Source organism: Globicatella sp. PHS-GS-PNBC-21-1553 (genome assembly GCF_033564055.1).
Lineage (GTDB): Bacteria > Bacillota > Bacilli > Lactobacillales > Aerococcaceae > Globicatella > Globicatella sulfidifaciens.
Window position 1 is genome coordinate 774,188 of record NZ_CP085470.1, and the last position, 18,116, is coordinate 792,303.

Annotated in this window: 13 protein-coding genes; 5 read left to right on the forward strand and 8 right to left on the reverse strand. The window is 36.0% G+C overall.

Annotation, left to right across the window (positions count from 1 at the left end; all coding sequences use genetic code 11):
• Positions 1-94: 94 nt before the first annotated feature.
• The 3 genes from nrdE to LB888_RS03510 form a co-directional block, all read right to left on the reverse strand.
• Complete coding sequence (nrdE, locus tag LB888_RS03500; protein WP_318753640.1) at positions 95-2,272, reverse strand: class 1b ribonucleoside-diphosphate reductase subunit alpha; 2,178 nt, start codon at positions 2,270-2,272, stop codon at positions 95-97.
• Positions 2,247-2,630, reverse strand: coding sequence for a class Ib ribonucleoside-diphosphate reductase assembly flavoprotein NrdI (nrdI, locus tag LB888_RS03505; protein ID WP_318753641.1), 384 nt, complete (start codon positions 2,628-2,630; stop codon positions 2,247-2,249). Before nrdI ends, nrdE begins: the two co-directional genes overlap by 26 nt.
• A gap of 98 nt (positions 2,631-2,728) precedes the next feature.
• Positions 2,729-3,190 carry an NUDIX domain-containing protein gene (locus LB888_RS03510; RefSeq protein WP_318753643.1) on the reverse strand — a complete coding sequence of 154 codons (462 nt, stop codon included), beginning with the start codon at positions 3,188-3,190 and terminating at the stop codon, positions 2,729-2,731.
• A gap of 162 nt (positions 3,191-3,352) precedes the next feature.
• On the opposite strand from LB888_RS03510, the gene LB888_RS03515 reads away from it, so the two are divergent.
• Genes LB888_RS03515 through LB888_RS03525 form a run of 3 tightly spaced genes read left to right on the forward strand, consistent with a single transcriptional unit; the run spans position 3,353 to position 6,546 of the window.
• On the forward strand, positions 3,353-3,799 hold the full coding sequence (locus LB888_RS03515) for a BlaI/MecI/CopY family transcriptional regulator (protein WP_318753644.1): 447 nt from the start codon (positions 3,353-3,355) through the stop codon (positions 3,797-3,799).
• 18 nt (positions 3,800-3,817) lie between these two features.
• The gene (locus LB888_RS03520; RefSeq protein WP_101812918.1) at positions 3,818-4,024 is read left to right on the forward strand and encodes a heavy-metal-associated domain-containing protein; all 207 of its coding nucleotides are present in this window, start codon (positions 3,818-3,820) and stop codon (positions 4,022-4,024) included.
• A gap of 32 nt (positions 4,025-4,056) precedes the next feature.
• Complete coding sequence (locus LB888_RS03525) at positions 4,057-6,546, forward strand: heavy metal translocating P-type ATPase (RefSeq protein ID WP_318753645.1); 2,490 nt, start codon at positions 4,057-4,059, stop codon at positions 6,544-6,546.
• Between the two features lie 341 nt (positions 6,547-6,887).
• On the opposite strand, the gene LB888_RS03530 is transcribed toward LB888_RS03525, so the two are convergent.
• From LB888_RS03530 to LB888_RS03540, 3 genes are all read right to left on the reverse strand, one after another.
• On the reverse strand, positions 6,888-7,580 hold the full coding sequence (locus LB888_RS03530; RefSeq protein ID WP_318753646.1) for a glycosyltransferase family 4 protein: 693 nt from the start codon (positions 7,578-7,580) through the stop codon (positions 6,888-6,890).
• Positions 7,581-7,585: 5 nt separating this feature from the next.
• Entirely contained in the window at positions 7,586-7,909 is a 324-nt protein-coding gene (locus LB888_RS03535) for a hypothetical protein (RefSeq protein WP_318753647.1), read from the reverse strand.
• A 326-nt stretch (positions 7,910-8,235) separates the two neighbouring features.
• Positions 8,236-9,975: an LPXTG cell wall anchor domain-containing protein gene (locus LB888_RS03540; RefSeq protein ID WP_318753648.1), complete on the reverse strand. Its 1,740-nt coding sequence runs from the start codon at positions 9,973-9,975 to the stop codon at positions 8,236-8,238.
• 185 nt (positions 9,976-10,160) lie between these two features.
• Here LB888_RS03540 and LB888_RS03545 point away from each other — a divergent pair, with 185 nt between their 5' ends.
• Both LB888_RS03545 and guaC read left to right on the forward strand, forming a co-directional pair.
• Positions 10,161-11,792 (forward strand): ABC-F family ATP-binding cassette domain-containing protein, encoded by a 1,632-nt coding sequence (locus tag LB888_RS03545; protein WP_078756158.1) that lies wholly within the window; start codon positions 10,161-10,163, stop codon positions 11,790-11,792.
• A gap of 36 nt (positions 11,793-11,828) precedes the next feature.
• A complete protein-coding gene (gene guaC / locus LB888_RS03550; RefSeq protein ID WP_066123565.1) occupies positions 11,829-12,803 on the forward strand; it encodes a GMP reductase in 975 nt (324 codons plus the stop codon).
• A gap of 447 nt (positions 12,804-13,250) precedes the next feature.
• Here guaC and LB888_RS03555 read toward each other — a convergent pair whose 3' ends face one another.
• Positions 13,251-15,809, reverse strand: a complete 2,559-nt coding sequence (locus tag LB888_RS03555; RefSeq protein ID WP_318753649.1) for an arabinogalactan endo-beta-1,4-galactanase — start codon at positions 15,807-15,809, stop codon at positions 13,251-13,253.
• A gap of 258 nt (positions 15,810-16,067) precedes the next feature.
• Positions 16,068-18,110 carry a beta-galactosidase gene (locus LB888_RS03560; protein ID WP_078756160.1) on the reverse strand — a complete coding sequence of 681 codons (2,043 nt, stop codon included), beginning with the start codon at positions 18,108-18,110 and terminating at the stop codon, positions 16,068-16,070.
• Positions 18,111-18,116: the final 6 nt, after the last annotated feature.

Here is an 18,116-nt window from a genome sequence, read left to right on the forward strand (position 1 = left end):
CTCCTTAATGCTTTATCAAAAATACCGTTCAATTTAATTAAGCTTACTAACTGTCAGAGTATTTCTACTGCAACAGTTAGTATTCCTTAAAAGATTAAATTGAACAAGACTCACATGCATTACTTCCTAACTCTTCGCCATCATCTGTAAAGGTACGGATATAGTAAATGGATTTAATGCCTTTATTCCATGCATAGTGCCGTAATATATTCAAGTCACGCGTAGTCATTTTATTCGTTCGACCATTTTTCCATTCATACAATCCTTCTGGAATCTCACTTCGCATAAATAAAGTCAATGACATTCCTTGGTCAATATGTTTTTGTGCTGCGGCATAGACATCAATTACTTTACGCATATCAATATCGTAAGCCGATTTGTAATATGGTAGCGTGTCGTTTGATAATTGAGGAGCTGGATAATAAGTTTTACCGGTTTTCTTCTCTTGTCGCTCTTCGATTAAACGAGTGATAGGATGGAGTGATGCACTCGTCTCATTGACATAACTGATAGAGCCAGTTGGCGCAATCGCCATTCTATTTTGATGGTATAAACCAGTTTCTTGGACCTTCGCTTTTAATTGAGCCCAATCTTCAGCGGTTGGCATCGGTACATTTTTCATAATTTGAGCCACTTTTTCATTTTGAATCGTAAATGGATTTTCAATATAACGATCGAAATATTCGCCAGTAGCATATTGAGATTTTTCAAAATTATAGAATACTTCACCACGCTCAGTCGCAATTTTATTACTTGCAACCAAGGTAAAGTAGTTCAAAGCATAAAAATACGCTTCGGTTAATTCAATCGATTCTGGAGAACCATAATGCATTTGATTTAAGGCAAATAATGTATGTAACCCCATACCACCTAAACCAATCGTATGAGCCTTATCATTTCCATTTTTTATCGTCGGAACAGCCTCAATACTTGAATTATCCGTAACAAATGTTAAAGCACGCACGGCCGCATCGACTGATTTTTCAAAATCAGGAGAATTTACCATGTTTGGAATATTGGTTGAACCAAGATTACAACTAATATCTGTTCCTAAAATTTCGTACTCTTGCTTATCATTAATAAGAGAAGGTTGTTGGACTTGTAAAATTTCAGAACATAAGTTACTCATCGTAATCATCCCATCAATTGGGTTACTACGGTTAGCAGTATCAATATTAATAATATACGGATAACCTGATTCTTGTTGTAATTTACTAATCTCATTTTCTAATTCACGAGCTGAAATTTTCGATTTACGAATTTCAGGGTTATTAACGATATTGTCGTATTGCTCCGTGATGTCAACATATGAGAATGGTTTACCATAAATACGTTCAATGTCGTAAGGGCTAAATAAATACATCGGATCATCATTCGCTGCTAATTCATAAAATTTATCCGGTACGACTAAACCTAATGATAAGGTCTTAACACGAATTTTTTCATCCGCATTTTCTTTTTTAGTTGATAAGAATGATACGATGTCCGGATGGAAAACATTTAGATAGACGGCACCTGCACCATTACGTTGCCCTAATTGATTAGAATAGCTAAAGCTATCTTCTAATAATTTCATGACTGGTACAACCCCACTAGAAGCATTTTCAATTTTCTTAATTGGGTCCCCTGCTGCACGTAAATTCGATAAGTTAACACCAACCCCACCGCCAATACGTGACAGTTGTAAAGCCGAGTTAATCCCACGACCAATACTATTCATGTCGTCACTCAATTGGATTAAGAAGCATGAAACTAATTCTCCACGACGTTTACGTCCAGCGTTTAAGAAAGTAGGCGTTGCTGGCTGATAACGTTGAGCAATCATTTCATCACGTAAAGTTTTAGCTAATTCTTCATCGCCATCCGCTAAATATAATGATGCAAAAACAATACGATCTTCATAACGCTCTAAATAACGCTGCCCATCATTGGTTTTTAAGGCATACTGTGTATAAAATTTAAACGCAGACATGAAAGATTTGAAACGGAATTTCATCGCATAAGTGTCTTTCATCATTTGCTTAACAAACTCACGCGAATATTTTTCTAAAAATTCACTTTCAAGATAGTCATTATCCACTAAATACTCTAATTTTTCATCTAAAGTATAGAAAAAGACGGTATTAGGATTAACGTGTTCTAGGAAATAAGCACGAACTGCTTCTCTATCTTTATGTAATGGAATTTGATTATTAACCGGACGATTCAACTCATTATTTAATTTAAAATAAGTTATTTCTTTCGGCTTAGTCGCTAATACTGGTTTTTCCAAGTTTCTCCACCTCATCTTTTAATTTTTGAACATCACTTGGACGTCCTTGAAACTCAAATAACAATAATATCGGAACATTAAAATCATGACTGAGATCTTTCGCTGTAAAACAATAAAGTGAATTAAAGTTTAAATTACCGCTACCTGCCACGCCTTGAAGATAAGACTGATTGTTTCCAGTCTCAACGAATTCCCATAATATATCTGTCACTTCTTTTTCATAAGTGGGTGCGACAATAATATAAGGCTCGTCTACTTCGACTATGGGCATCTCAGGAGTCAATTCGATACTTGGCCAGTCTAATTTTTTTACAAATTTTCTAGTCTGTCCCGTTAATGACATATACACCACAAGCACCTTTGATTCCTCCTTTTGTACTTAACTATGATAACACCTAGTCTAGTAAAAGTAAACATAAGATTACCATATTTAGTATTAAATAGAATTATCTAACACTATATGTTGTGTTCCCAGCCGATTTCTTGATAGTAAATGCCTTGGTCTAAATTATCAATAACGACGCGATTGTAATCGATAATTTGGTCCGTAAAATCCTCTTTTGCTAACCACAACATCTGGCTATTTTTATGCGGCTCCATAATTTTCACTTGAATGCTTTCCGTATCATTTATCTGGACCAAAAAATAAAAATCATAATAAACTTGACCATCAGTATTACGATGATTGATCGACTTAAATTTTAGACGTTTTAATTCGATATTTAATCCTGTCTCTTCCATCAGTTCTCGCTTTGCTGCCTCTTTGGCCGTCTCACCCGCCTCTACATGACCTGAAGCGCCTAAATCCAGCATGCCATCTTGATAGCCGGTATTTTGACGTCGTTGAAATAAATACTTACCATCTGGTCGTTGGATTAGTAAAAAAACCGCACTTTTAGTTAAATAACGTTCCTTCATCTTTTAGTTTACTCCTTCCTAATCAACTACCTTCCCCCACTATCATACTCCAAAACTAACTTTAATGCTTATTTAAAAAATTTTAAGCATAAAACTTGCAAAACATAGGTTACAAATGTAAACTATATTTGTAGATTACAAACGTAACCAGGAGGTGAAATAATGGAAAACGCCACTATCACATCAGCTGAATGGGAAGTAATGCGCGTCGTTTGGGCCAAAAGTACTTTAACTAGTCGTGAAATTATTGATACTTTAACAAATATTTTGGACTGGAAAGAAGGGACGATCAAATCTTTACTGAATCGCCTCGTTCAAAAAGGCTATCTTAAACAAGACTCATCTGTTAAGCCAATGCTTTATCAAGCAACGATTAGCGCCAACCAAGCCTTACAAACTGACTTAGGCGAGATTATGGCACGAAGTTGCACCAAAGATCGTGGACTTCATATTGAGCAGCTCATTCAGCACGAAACATTATCTCAAGAACAATGTCAAATGCTCATCCAATTAATTGAAGAAAAAATGAAAAATGCACCTGAAATTATAAAATGTCAATGTCCTCCGGGACAATGTACTTGCCAACATCACACAGTCATCATTGAATAATAGAAAGAGGAATGTATTATGAAAAAAGAATTTGCTATCGAAGGAATGGGTTGCCAACATTGCGTTCATTCAATTGAAAAAGCTTTAACGGAATTAGAAGGGGTTCATCATGTAGATGTATCACTTGAAAAGAACAATGCAGTTATTGAATACGATGAAAGTTTACTAACTGAAAAAGATTTGCAAGCGACTGTTGACGAAGCTGGATATGATTTAATAGTCTAAGACCTAAACAATTAAATCAAAAGGAGGAAGACATGAAAGCTACTTATAGTGTAAATGGAATGACTTGTGCTGCTTGCGCTAGTAAAATTGAAAGAAAACTCAATAAGATGGAGGGAGTACATGAAGCTGTTGTCAATTTAGTGACCGAAAAAGCATCTGTTGACTTTGACGAACAAAAAATTGATTTTGACACCATGCAAAAAAACGTCGCGGATTTAGGATATGAGCTTTACCAAAACACCACTGCTACAGTCCCTAACCATTCAAACGTTCAAAACTATCAAATTAGCGGGATGACTTGCGCTGCTTGTGCGAGTAAGATTGAAAGAAAAATTAATCAATTGGTTGAAGTACAAGAAGCGAGCGTTAATTTAACTACTGAACAAATGACCGTCATCTGGAAAGAGCAGTTTAACGAATCCTTAATTAAAAATACAGTAAATAATCTTGGCTACTCTGCAGAACCTATCTTATCCGCAGAAGACCAATATTTAGAAAATCTAGCTAAAAAAGAAACCGAAATGAAACAGAAGAAACGACTTTTAATTCAAATGTCGCTATTTACCCTGCCGCTCTTTTATTTGACGATGGCGCCGATGGTGGGATTGCCTATTCCATCTTATTTAGAAGCGCACCAGCATCCTAATGCCAATGTTATCACTCAATTGTTGTTAACTGCACCGGTTTTATGGTTAGGTCGCCACATCCTTATTCGCGGTTTCAAAGCACTATGGCATTTAGCTCCCAATATGGATTCTTTAATTGCAGTCGGAACGAGTGCAGCTTTTATCCAAGGAGTTGTCATGACTTTTCTTATATTAACCAACCGCCTTCATAGCGAAGGTCATTTAGAACTTTATTTCGAATCAGCCGCGGTGATCTTAACGTTAATGACACTTGGAAAGTATCTTGAAGACATCGCAAAAGGCAAAACGAGTGCTGCCGTCAAAAACTTAATGGATTTAGCACCAGAAGAAGCTCGTCGTGTAAAATCAGATGGACAAATCGAAACCATCCCGCTTTCGATGGTCAAAATCGGTGATCACTTACTCGTGCGTCCAGGTGAAAGTTTAGGAGTGGACGGTCACATTATTAAAGGCGAATCAGCGGTTGATGAATCGATGATTACCGGTGAAAGTATACCAATCAATAAAAAGGTTGGGGATACTGTAACGGGTGGAAGCATCAACAAAAATGGTTCGTTCACCTATGAAGTTACTAAAATCGGACAAGATACCTTAATTTCACAAATCGTGCGGCTCGTACAAGAAGCTCAAGGTTCAAAAGCAGAAATTGCTCGCTTAGCCGATACCATCTCGCTTTATTTTGTACCTACCGTCATCTTAATCGCCATCTTAAGCGGCTTAACTTGGTATTTCGTTCTAGGTTCAAGTCTTGATTTTGCCCTTAAAATTTTTATTAGTGTCCTTATTATTGCTTGTCCCTGTGCATTAGGTTTAGCGACACCAACCGCCATTATGGTAGGAACAGGAAAAGCGGCTCAAAATGGTATTTTATTTAAAAACGGTGCGGCTCTAGAATCATTGCACAAAGCAGACGCCATTTTATTAGATAAAACTGGAACTATTACGGAAGGAATCCCAACCGTAACCGACATCGTAACCACCGATACTATTAATGCAGAACAATTTGTTCAACTGGTTTCAGCAGTCGAAGCCAGTTCGGAACATCCATTAGGAGAAGCGATTGTCCGTTACGCCAAAGATAAAGGCTACCACACTAATCTAACAGTTTCTGATTTCAACAGCTTCACTGGACAAGGTGTCAAAGCCACCGTTGATAAGCAAGTGGTATTAATTGGCAATCAAAGTTTATTTGAAGGCAAAGTCGAAATCCCTCAAGAAGCTTTACAACAAGCCAAAAAGATGGCTTCACAAGGTCGTACCCCGATGTATGTTGCTATCAATCAGCAATACGCTGGAATTATCGCTGTCGCGGACCCAATTAAAAAGCATAGTCAACAAGCGATTAAACGACTACAAGACATGAAATTACAAGTCTATATGGTAACCGGAGATAACCACCATACGGCTAATGCGATTGCGCAACAAGTCGGGATTGATCAAGTGTTTAGTGAAGTGCTTCCCGAAGATAAAAGTAATGTCGTAAAGAAAATTCAATCAAGAAATCATAAAGTCATTATGGTAGGTGACGGAATCAACGATGCGCCTGCTTTAGCCATTGCTGATATCGGGATAGCGATTGGTTCAGGAACGGATATCGCTATTGAATCAGCCGACACTATCTTAATGAACAATGAATTAAGTGACGTGATTACCGCTATTGATCTAAGTCACCAAACCCTACGTAATATTAAACAAAATCTTTTCTGGGCTTTCGCTTACAATGTCATTGGCATCCCGGTAGCAATGGGGATTATTTTTGGACTCTTTGATGGTCCTTTACTCAATCCAATGGTCGCAGCTTTAGCAATGAGTTTTAGTTCAATCACGGTCCTATTGAATGCTTTACGTTTACGCTTTTATCAGCCTGATAAATAGAAACTGCAACACTTATGAGACTTGGCCAGCCGAAGAAGATGAGAGGTTTTTCGCTTCGTCTGCTATGCCAAGTCACCATTGGGAGTGGACCAAAAGGAGAATATTAAATGATTTTTGCCTCCCCTGAAACCCCTGGCATAATTGAATAGGTATTAAACAAGTCTTTAAGACGTTGTCTGCCCACCACTCAACCGCTGCACATTTAATGAACTAACAATAACCTGATTGAGTTAATCAAGTTTAAGCCTATCATCATTCGATCATAAAATTAAAATAGGAATCTGCATTTAAGACGTGTTGAACACACTTAATTCTGCAGATTCCTTTTATTATGTTTTAAATTATTCTACCCATCGTTTAAAAAATCGAGTGTAATAATCATCCCAAAGTTGTGCAACATTCTCTTCAGAATAATCAGTGGCTATTTTATTTGATGCTGCTTTCGCTTTAGCCATTGTTTCAGGATTGGTCATCAATTCTTTAATATAGTCAACAAATGCTTCATTATTATTCGCTCTTAAATAATCAGTAAAGTAAATTTTTTCATACAAAGCTAAATCTCTCACTAAAATCGGCAATCCGCTATTGACTGCTTCTAAAATTGAGACAGGAAACAGTTCATTATAAGATGTCGTTAGTAAAAGATCACACGCATTGTATAACTCATTCATTTGCTCACGGTCTACAATCCCGACAAATTTTACATTGGAAGGCGGATTTTTAATAACAGCCGTTAATTGATCATAGCCGTCGGTAATCTTTCCAAAACTAAACCCACCTGCCCAAATAAACTGCACTTCTGGTAACTGTTTAGCTATTTCAATAAAGTCAAGTACTCCTTTACGGGTTTGTACTTGCCCTACACTTATGACTGTAAATTTATCTAATGATAAATTGTGTTTTTTAAAGAGCTCACTCGGTTCATTAATCTCTTTTGGATAGAAATCTTTCGTCGCTACTACATTGGGGATATATGTTATTCGCTCTTTATCGATACCATATTGCTTTAAAGGTTCGATAAAAATAGGATTCACCACGATTAACTCTTCTGCAGCTTTGTAAAAATGAATGAAGTAGTGATAAAAAAAGATTGAACAATTTTAGGCAATTTGATGCTACCTTCTACTGTTTCAGGTAAAAAATGGACATGCATGCATGATGGCTTTTTCGATATTTTCATTTGCCAAAAACATTTGGGATGAATCGTATGAATATGATTAAAATCAGCCTCTTTCGCATTATTATAAGTTAGCTTTATTTTATCGGATAATTTTAATTCAATTAGTTTGATTAACTCAAAGTAGGCACTTCCGACACCTTGCCCTTTGACTTCCTCTCCTTTAGAGATCATGTTTATTATCAATCTATACGACTCCTTTGCTTGAGTTCTCTTTACTAAATTCAATTATACAAAATTTTTCCCGTTTTGTAGAGTTAGTTAATATTAAATTATGATTAAACTTAAAGAAACGAATAGGAGTGCGCAGGAAGTAGAAAATCGATTGATTTCCGCTTCGTCTGCCCACCCCAAAGTTTATTAGGTCATAAATGAGTCATTAAACGCAGTTTGAGTTCACTCTTATTATTTTGGTTTTAATTAAAAATGAGTCATATTATAACTAACAGGTAGACAAAGATTGACTTTGAACAGAGAAAGTCTATATCTCAAACACCAAAATTATTTAATGTCTATTTTCGCTTATTCTTGATAAGAATAAACCCTCCTCCGGCTAATATGAGTGCTACGATAACGATCCATAAAGAGTCTTGTTCACCCGTTTGTGGTAATAAACCTTTTTGAACTTGTTTTGTTTTACTCACTTGTAATGCTTGAGTAGTGGTTGGTTCTGATGTTGTTGACATTTCATGCGTTGTTTCGGTGGTGGTGTTGCTCTGAAGGGTTGTGGTATCAGTTTGTTTACTTTGGTAATTTTCCAATAATATTTTTTCAACTACTTCATAAGTCGATATGTTGGCTGCCACTTCCCAATTTAATAACATCATCAGTAAAGAATCAATATGTTTTAATTGTTCTAGTGTCAAAGCTGTCTTAGTGGTTAAATTATTAATAGTACTCTCAAGTAATTGATCAAATAATTGAGGATAATTTCTATAAGCTTGTTTAAATGGATATGTGACATCATTACCTTGTAGATTGGCTTCTCGACTCCATTGAAGGAAGTCTTCATCTGGAATTTGACTTGCAATAGCTTGGGTCATCGGTGTATGGGCAATCGCAAATTCACGTAATGTGTTAGCCACATCATAAATTTGTTGGGTAGTGAATCTTTCGGGATAATACGTCACTAACGCTCTTCTGAACACTTTTAGATTATTATCATCGGTAGCAGTGAGTGGCAATCCTGTAATTTCACTAATCTTACTTAATTCTTCTGACGTAATATTGGATAGTTGTTCGGCGGTAATATCGGTTCTCTCAAGTAGCTTTTGTCTAAACTGTTCTTCTTCGATTTCTTGGGAAACTGAGGTAGTTTCTGATGTTAAAGTTGTTTCAATTGTAGTTGTTTCTTCAGCGACCGTTTCTTCGACGGTTGTTTCATCCACTACACTTTCTTCAGATGTTTCGACGGAACTCGTATCGCTAATAGTCTCTTCAACGGTTGTGTCTTCTGTTTCTTCTGTTGTACTTTCTTGACTCATTTCGACAGTGGTTGGTTCCGTTACCGTTTCTTCTGTTGCTTCAACTGAAGAATTTTCCACGGTGGTCGTTTCAGATGATTCGTCGGATATATCCTCGGATAAGGTTGTCTCTGGATCTTCCATGATTGTATCCGCTATGTTTTCGACTTCGGTTGTTGGTGTTGTTTCAGCTTCAGTTACTGTTGTTTCTGGTGCAACCGTCGTGGTTTCTACCAAGGCATTTTCAGCCGCTTTGACTGCAGCGCGTTCACCCTCTGATAATTTTCCATAATTAAGATCCACATTTGCCAAAACCTCTTGTATGGCTTTTGTCGCATCATCTGGATAGGCTTGTTTCGCACTATCATACTCAGAAATTAATGCTTTTGGATCAACATTTTTTAACTCCTCTGCTGACTTTCCAGTCGTACTGATAATTTCCGCTAATATGCTCTTAAATTTTGCTATTTCTGCTGAATCTGAAATCAATCCTAATTGCGAGTAGTGACTTGCAATGGAATGATAAATATCTTGCCATGGAGTTGCATTAGACGCCGATTCATAAAATTTTAAAAGATCTTCATTATCTACTTTTGCTAACTGTGTCTCTACGATGGGTTCTTGTGTTAAGAGGCTTGTTTTTATCTTAGCTAATAGGGCTAATTTATCCTCTTGTGCGAATACACTATACACATTGTCGGTATGGCCAATGACATTTACAAAACTAGGAAAAAAACTACCAAAAACCATTGTACTTAATGATACTATTACCATTTTTTTCAGTTTCATTTAAAATCCCTCCTCTTAGTATTTTAAGTATAAAAAATATTTGTGAAGTTTCTGAGAAAAAATCAAGCTAAATTGTATAAAGTTTTAGTTTCTTTTACTCGCTTTATGAATAATTTATGGTATGATATCTTTGGATGTTTTGGGTTTGCTCAAAACACATGAACCATAAAGGAGGAAATATCTGAATGATCAATGTTTCTAATGTCAGCTTACAATTTCCGGATCGTAAATTGTTTGATGAAGTAAACATTACATTTAACCCTGGCAACTGCTATGGTGTTATCGGTGCAAATGGTGCTGGAAAATCAACATTTTTAAAAATTTTATCTGGTGAGGTTACACCGACGACAGGTTCTGTTACGATGGACCCTAATGAGCGTTTAGCGGTATTAAGCCAAAACCACTATGGTTTCGAAGAATATAATGTCATTGAAACAGTCATGATGGGACACAAAGAGCTCTATGATGTAATGAAAGAAAAAGATGCTATCTATATGAAAGAAGATTTTTCTGATGAAGATGGTATTAGAGCGGGTGAACTAGAAGGTTTATTTGCTGAAATGGGTGGCTGGGAAGCTGAATCAGAAGCGAGCAATATGCTACAAGGTCTTGGTATCCCTACTGAAATGCACTACTCAAAAATGAGTGAATTAATTGAAGCAGATAAAATTAAAGTCTTACTAGCCCAAGCTTTATTCGGCAAACCTGATAATTTACTTTTAGACGAGCCGACCAACGGTTTAGATGCTCAAGCTATTGATTGGTTAAGTGATTTTATCCTTGACTTCCCGAATACTGTGATTGTCGTTTCTCACGACCGCCACTTCTTAAATACTGTGTGTACACATATGGCCGATGTGGACTTTGGTAAAATTAAAATTTATGTGGGTAACTATGATTTCTGGTTACAATCAAGTCAATTAGCTGCAAAAATGGCTGCAGACCAAAACGCGAAAAAAGAAGAACAAATCAAAGAATTACAAGCATTTATAGCGCGCTTCTCTGCGAACGCCTCTAAATCAAAACAAGCCACATCGCGTAAAAAATTATTAGATAAAATTACCTTAGATGATATTCAACCTTCTTCACGTCGCTATCCTTTTGTTGGATTTACCCCTGAACGTGAAATTGGTAATGATTTACTACGTGTCGAAGGATTATCAAAAACTATTGATGGTGAGAAAGTATTAGATAACGTCACTTTTACACTTCAACGTGATGATAAAGTAGCCTTTGTAAGTCGTAATGATAATGCTGTCACTGCATTCTTTAATATTCTTATGGGGGTTGATGAACCCGATTCCGGTACATTTGAATGGGGTGTCACCACTTCTCAAACATATTTACCTCGTAATTCTGGAGATGAATTTGACGGAGTAAATCTAAATATTGTAGACTGGTTAAGACAGTATGCAGCTAAGGAAGAACAAGATAATACTTTCTTACGCAGCTTCTTAGGCCGTATGCTTTTCTCAGGTGAAGACGTAATGAAACCTGTTAATGTGCTTTCTGGTGGTGAGAAAGTTCGTTGTCTATTATCGAAAATGATGTTATCTAAAGCTAATGTTTTAGTTATGGACCAACCGACGAACCACTTAGACTTAGAGTCTATTACCGCATTAAACGAAGGTTTAATTAAATTTAAGGGCGCCATTTTAATTGCTTCTCATGACTATGAAGTATTAAATACGACTTGTAACCGAGTAATTGAATTAACACCAACTGGCGCCTTTGACCGTATTAATACAAAATACGAAGAATACGTTGAAGATAAAGATTTACAACAACGTGTTGCAGCAATGTACCCAACAAAATAATCGTAAGATTAAATTAAAAGGAGTTATTTAGATAAAATGGAAGTTTTTGACTACGAAGATATTCAGTTAATCCCTAATAGATGTATTGTAAGTAGCCGTTCAGAATGTGATACCTCCATAAAATTTGGACCGCGCACATTCAAAATCCCTGTAGTTCCTGCTAATATGCAAACCGTAATCAATGAAGAATTAGCGATTTGGTTTGCTGAAAATGATTATTTCTACATCATGCACCGTTTTGATGAAGAAGGTCGTAAACCTTTTATCAAAATGATGCAAGATAAGGGCTTATTTGCTTCTATCAGTGTTGGTATTAAACCATATGAGTATGATTTCGTACGCGAATTAGTTGCTGAAAACTTAATTCCAGAATATACTACTATCGACGTTGCTCATGGGCATTCTGACGATGTCATTAAAATGATTCAATTCATCAAAAAAGAAATGCCTGATACATTCTTAATTGCAGGTAATGTCGCAACGCCAGAAGGTGTTCGTGAATTAGAATTAGCAGGTGCCGATGCTACTAAAGTTGGCGTAGGTCCTGGACGCGTATGTATTACTAAATTAAAAACAGGATTTGGAACTGGTGGTTGGCAATTAGCAGCAATTCGTTTATGTGCTAAAGCAGCGCGCAAACCTATTATTGCTGATGGTGGTATTCGTCATAATGGCGATATTGCTAAATCAGTACGTTTCGGTGCAAGCATGGTAATGATTGGCTCGTTATTAGCCGCTCACGAAGAAAGTCCTGGTTTAACTCGTAAAATCGATGGTAAAATCTTTAAAGAATATTTCGGAAGTGCTTCTGAATTCCAAAAAGGTGAACGTAAAAACGTCGAAGGAAAAATTGAATTAATCCCAACGCGGGGACACTTATCTGACACCTTAATTGAAATGCAACAAGACTTACAATCTTCTATCTCTTACGCTGGCGGTAAAGATTTAGACTCTATCCGTAAAGTGGATTATGTAATCGTTCGTAATACCGTATATAACGGAGATAGATAACATAATAACAGGCGGGCAAGTAGTAAATTATTTGATTTGCTACTCGCCCGCTTTTTACTATATTCATTGTTCTGCTTAAACGTTTCAATTCATTCTCTTATCTATTATATAGGATTGATGATAATTACAATCAAATTTTAGAAGTAATTTTTCTAATTCTCTCATAACGTTTACGCAAATTAAAAAGAAGTCAAGTAAAAATGGAATATTTCTACATGACTTCTATTATTGTTTTAATGGAAATGGGGCTAAACATGATAAATTCAGTCAAGTGATTGAGACATCAATCTATATTTTAAGACTAATTTGATACTTTCGCAAAGGTAGGGGGAAACAAAGCGAAATTCATCTAATTTTCGTCTCCTAACCACTGCATCAATATAATTGATGGACACTTTTTTATCAATTTGCTCTTCCTTTGACATTCTCAATTTACCAAAACTATTTTTAGGAACTTTTTTTGTTAAAAACCAAAAATGTTCCTAATGTTAATAATATATAACTCAATAACATCAGACAAACAGGTTTTTTCGATCCGGTATTAGGTAACATACTAGAATAGATTAGATCATTGGCTGATAAGTCTGGTTTTAAAGTAGAATCTACGGTGCTTTCTGAATTAGATTCATTTTCTGATGCCTCTTGTTCTATTTCAATATTCTCATTATCGGTTGTTATTTCATCCTCAATTGAGTTTTCCTCGCTTGGATTTTCTTCATTTGGTTCCTCTTCAGCCAAGTTTTCATCAATTGGACTTTCTTCATTGTCCTTTTCGGAAGGTTCTTGAGCAATATCGCCTGTTTTCTTTAATAACCAATTATCAGTCGTTCCCCAGGCTTCAGCATCAGCAGTCACGTGTAATCCAAAAATTAGTTCAGTAGACTCTTTAAGTGTAAACTCAATATTAGCTTCCTGCCAATTCGCATAGCCTTTTAAATTAATCGTTGAAGTTAACAACATACCATCAGGATATTTAATGAATGCATAAATATTTTCACTCTGCCCCGTTTGATCTCCTTGCATCAATAAATTAAACTGATACATTCCCGGTGCTAAAAATACTTTTTGTTCAACATCAAAATCAATCGCTTGCTCAGACCAAAAGTGCAGAGCATATTCGCCATCTTTTGGTGTATCATTTAAACGCGAAACATATCCTTCACTAATTGTATAACTATTAAGATTTTCTTCCTCAAAGCTAGGGTTATCTAATAAACTCTCAAATTGTTCTTTTGGTTCTTCTATTATTTCTCTTTCTGGTACCTCACCATAGCCATTATTTACTAATTCAAAGACTTTTATAGAAGGTAATGCTTTACCATTAAAATCAAATAGCGCCTGGTTATCCCAAGCAGAACCACCATACGTTGATTCTGTTACATTCGAATCATATTCTATCGCATGAGAAGAAGCCCATCCTGACCCATATTTTTCCCAAATAGGAAGATTCTGTTCCCAATTTGGTTTGCCTACGGGGACCCAAGCTGGTTCCCAATAAAAAATACCCAACGCACCGGCTTTATTCGCTGCATCAATGACGTCTCGAATATTATTGGTTTGGCCCTGAACCGTTGCTTCATAGCCTCCCAAATCAGTATCTGACGTAGACCCGATAACATTCCCATGACCATCACCGTCTTCAAGAGTATAAGCATAACTCGTTTCGGCAATTAATGTTTTCTTATTATAATCTTGACTAATTTGTTGTAAAACATTCGTTAAATTTTCTAGTTTTCCGTGCCAATATGAATAATAACTTGTTGCAAATACATCATAATCAATAGCATAATCAGACAATTCTTTAGCAAAATTAAGTATAGTGTCTGTTTTCTCAGGATTAGTAAAATGAAGGGCAATTTGGATTCCTGGATCAATTTCTCGAATGGCTCTTGATCCTTCTTTAAATAATTGATATTTTTCAGTACCTTTTTCACCCGCAATACCACTACCTGTCGTTTCATTTCCTACTTGCACCATCGTCACATTGACACCCGCTTTTTTCAGCTTCAACAAACTATCCTTAGTATATTCATAAAGAGCCGTGGCTTTTTCATCAACGGTCATCTCTTGCCAAGCCTTTGGAGCCAACTGACGCCCTGGGTCCGCCCAAAAATCTGAGTAATGAAAATCAACTAAAACATTTAACCCTGCCTCAGTTGCACGTTTTCCAATTTCAATCGCTTTATCTAAATCATTATTGCCTCCACCATAACCATTACCATCACTATCATAAGGATTATTCCATACTCTTATGCGAATATAATTGACACTGTTTTGTGCTAAATAATCAATCAAATCCACTTCTTTTCCATTTAAGTCATAATATCTTACACCACTTTGCTCTTGAGCTATCAAAGTTGATATATCAACTCCCTTTATGAAATCATCCGGTAAGTCTTCTACCTTTTCAACATAAAAATCAGTTGGTAAAACATCACTTAGTTCGTCTGAAATTTGTTCATCATTCATAGTAACTGCTGGAGTCGTTTCGTTATTTTCTTTTTCTAAGTCGGTCTCCTTCGTTTCTCCTGACTCTTCACCATCAGGTGTCTCATTTGCTATTGTTTCAATTAAAGTATTTTCGGTGATTTTTTCCTCAGCCAAACTGCTTTCATTAACTACTTTTGTAGAACTACTTGCCATATCTTCATCCTCAACTCCATTATTTTCAATATTATCTACTTCATTCATAGAGTTTTCTGTAAGTTCCTCAATAACCTCTTCATTATTCTTTTCTTCAGTTTGTTCTGCAGGCGGTATATTTTCTATTAGAGTACTAACGATTGCTTCCTCATGATTAGTTTCCCTTACCACTTCCTTACTATCTTCATCAACTTTCTCTTCCATTGCTAGTTCTATACTTGTCCTAGATTCTAAATTAATTAATTCATTTGAGATAACTTGATTGTTACTATCAACCTCTTGTGCAGAAACCGTCGCATTTGGCATTGCAATCATTAAAGATGTTCCTAACATGTATAAAAGCTTTTTTGCATTCATTCTCATTATTTCATCGGCCTCCTTCTTATTTTTGTCATTGCGATTACCTCAAAATTAATATTTCACGCTCCTTTCACGTTGAGTTACCGCTTACATTTCGTTCGAATAGTAGGTGGGTAGGAAGTAGAAAATTGAAAAATTTTCGCTTCGTCTACCCACTCCTGCACTGTTTGAGACCACTCAACCACTGCGCGTATAATTAATGAGCCATAACTTGATTGAATTTTTAATATTTTTGCTCAGACTGTTATGATTTCTTTGTGTTTAACGTCTTTTTAAGACCTTAACTCCATAGACTGGTAGTGAAATATTTTTACCTTGGGTTTCACCAGAAATAATATCCACTGTCTCCTCCTTTACGGTAATAGATTGTGGGTGTTCAGAAAAGTTCATCACAAAGTAATAATCTTGATTATTTTTTGTTCTAGATTGAACAGATACAACTGGATTTCCATTAACAACAAAGGGATTACTTAAATCAAACTCCTCGATGATCGCATCATAGATAGTATTTAAAGATGATACTTCCGTTCTCGCCCCGATGAAGTACGCTTGACCTTTTCCAAATGTATTTACAGTAACAGCTGGAGTACCTGCATAGAAATCTTTTTCATAACTTGCCAAAGTCTTAGCTGATAATAAGTCAATCACTGATTGATAGTCTTTAGTCTCAACAGTGGTTCCATCTAAAAATGTTATTTGATTATATTGACTTGGATAATACGTATCCGTTTCAAGAACAGAAATGCCAAATAATTCTTGTAAAGGCTCAGGCCAACCACCTAAATAAGTTAAATCCGATTCATTTACTAATCCTGTCAAGTAAGTAGAAACTAAAATACCGCCCGAATGCACATATTCTTGCAACTTGATCATAGTACTTTCATCTATCATATATAGCATTGGTATGATTACCAACTTATATTTCGATAAATCGTGTTCTTTAGTCACAACATCCACTTCAATATCACGATCCCAGAAATAGCGATAATGATCTTGTAATGTATGTGGATAGCGTTTTGTTTCTAATCCAAAACCTTGTGCATCATCTAATGCCCATTTGTTTTCCCAATCATAAATCATCGCAACTTTTGCATGCTTATCACTTGTCTTAACCTCTTGTATTTTTTCAAGCACTTCGCCTACAAGACTGACTTCTCGGAACACACGATTATTTTCAGAATTATCATGATCGACGACTGCGCCATGAAATTTTTCACTTGAACCGCGCGATTTACGCCATTGGAAATAAAGATTACTATCAGAACCATGTGCAATAAATTGTAAAGAGGACAACAGATGCATTCCCGGTCTCTTTGTTTTATTAACTTTATGCCAATTAACACCGCTTGGAGTTGACTCCATAATTAAGAAAGGTTTTTGTTTCAAACTGCGATATTGATCATTAATAAAACCAACTTTACTTGCTAAATCTGCAGTAGTTCCCCAATCATTATGCCAAGCTGGATAACAATCCCAACTGATAATATCGACATGCTGAGAAAATTTAGCATAATCTAGACTTTGGAAAGGAATAAGATCATCTGTATCCGCCATAAAATTAGTGGTAATCGGAATATCCGGGGTAATCTGACGAATATCTTTAATCTCATGTTCATAGAAATCAATTGTTTGATCGGTCACAAATCTTTTCCAGTCTAAATTTAAACCATGCACTGCATTCTCACCAATAGGTGAAGGAGACTCTATTTGATCCCAATCTGTTATTGTATGACTCCAAAACGGTCCCCACCAAGCATAATTAACTTCATCTAAAGTTTTATACTTATCTTTAACCCATTGTCTAAAATTCGCTTGACAATAATCACAGTGACACTCACCAGAATATTCATTTGAAATATGCCACATTAATAGAGCCGGATGGTTCTTATATCGCTCTGCTAGAAGTTTATTGATAATCGCTATTTTTTCTCGATATACCGGTGAAGAAAAGCAATGATTATGACGTCCACCATGTAACATTTTTTCACGTCGTTCATTTGTACGCAACACCTCAGGATATTTATGCGACATCCAAGCTGGTCTAGCCCCACTAGGAGTTGATAAAATAACATTGCCACCTATTCCCGCAATATCATCCATAATCTTATCTAACCATTCAAAATTAAATTGACCTTCTTCAGGCTCAAGTGTCGCCCATGAAAACATTCCTATCGAAAATGTATTGGTATTCGCTTTTTGCATCAATTCAATATCTTTTTCTAATATCTCTGGATAATTTAACCATTGATCGGGATTGTAGTCTCCACCATGTAAAAACCTTTTCTCACTCATATATTTATTCATTTCATT

What these genes read in the sequence shown, in the direction of transcription:
- LB888_RS03560 (WP_078756160.1), bottom strand. Translation starts at nt 18,110, where the DNA reads ATGAATAAATATATGAGTGAGAAAAGGTTTTTACATGGTGGAGACTAC.
- LB888_RS03545 (WP_078756158.1), top strand. Translation starts at nt 10,161, where the DNA reads ATGATCAATGTTTCTAATGTCAGCTTACAATTTCCGGATCGTAAATTG.
- LB888_RS03510 (WP_318753643.1), bottom strand. Translation starts at nt 3,190, where the DNA reads ATGAAGGAACGTTATTTAACTAAAAGTGCGGTTTTTTTACTAATCCAA.
- LB888_RS03515 (WP_318753644.1), top strand. Translation starts at nt 3,353, where the DNA reads ATGGAAAACGCCACTATCACATCAGCTGAATGGGAAGTAATGCGCGTC.
- LB888_RS03520 (WP_101812918.1), top strand. Translation starts at nt 3,818, where the DNA reads ATGAAAAAAGAATTTGCTATCGAAGGAATGGGTTGCCAACATTGCGTT.
- LB888_RS03555 (WP_318753649.1), bottom strand. Translation starts at nt 15,809, where the DNA reads ATGAGAATGAATGCAAAAAAGCTTTTATACATGTTAGGAACATCTTTA.
- LB888_RS03525 (WP_318753645.1), top strand. Translation starts at nt 4,057, where the DNA reads ATGAAAGCTACTTATAGTGTAAATGGAATGACTTGTGCTGCTTGCGCT.
- LB888_RS03540 (WP_318753648.1), bottom strand. Translation starts at nt 9,975, where the DNA reads ATGAAACTGAAAAAAATGGTAATAGTATCATTAAGTACAATGGTTTTT.
- guaC (WP_066123565.1), top strand. Translation starts at nt 11,829, where the DNA reads ATGGAAGTTTTTGACTACGAAGATATTCAGTTAATCCCTAATAGATGT.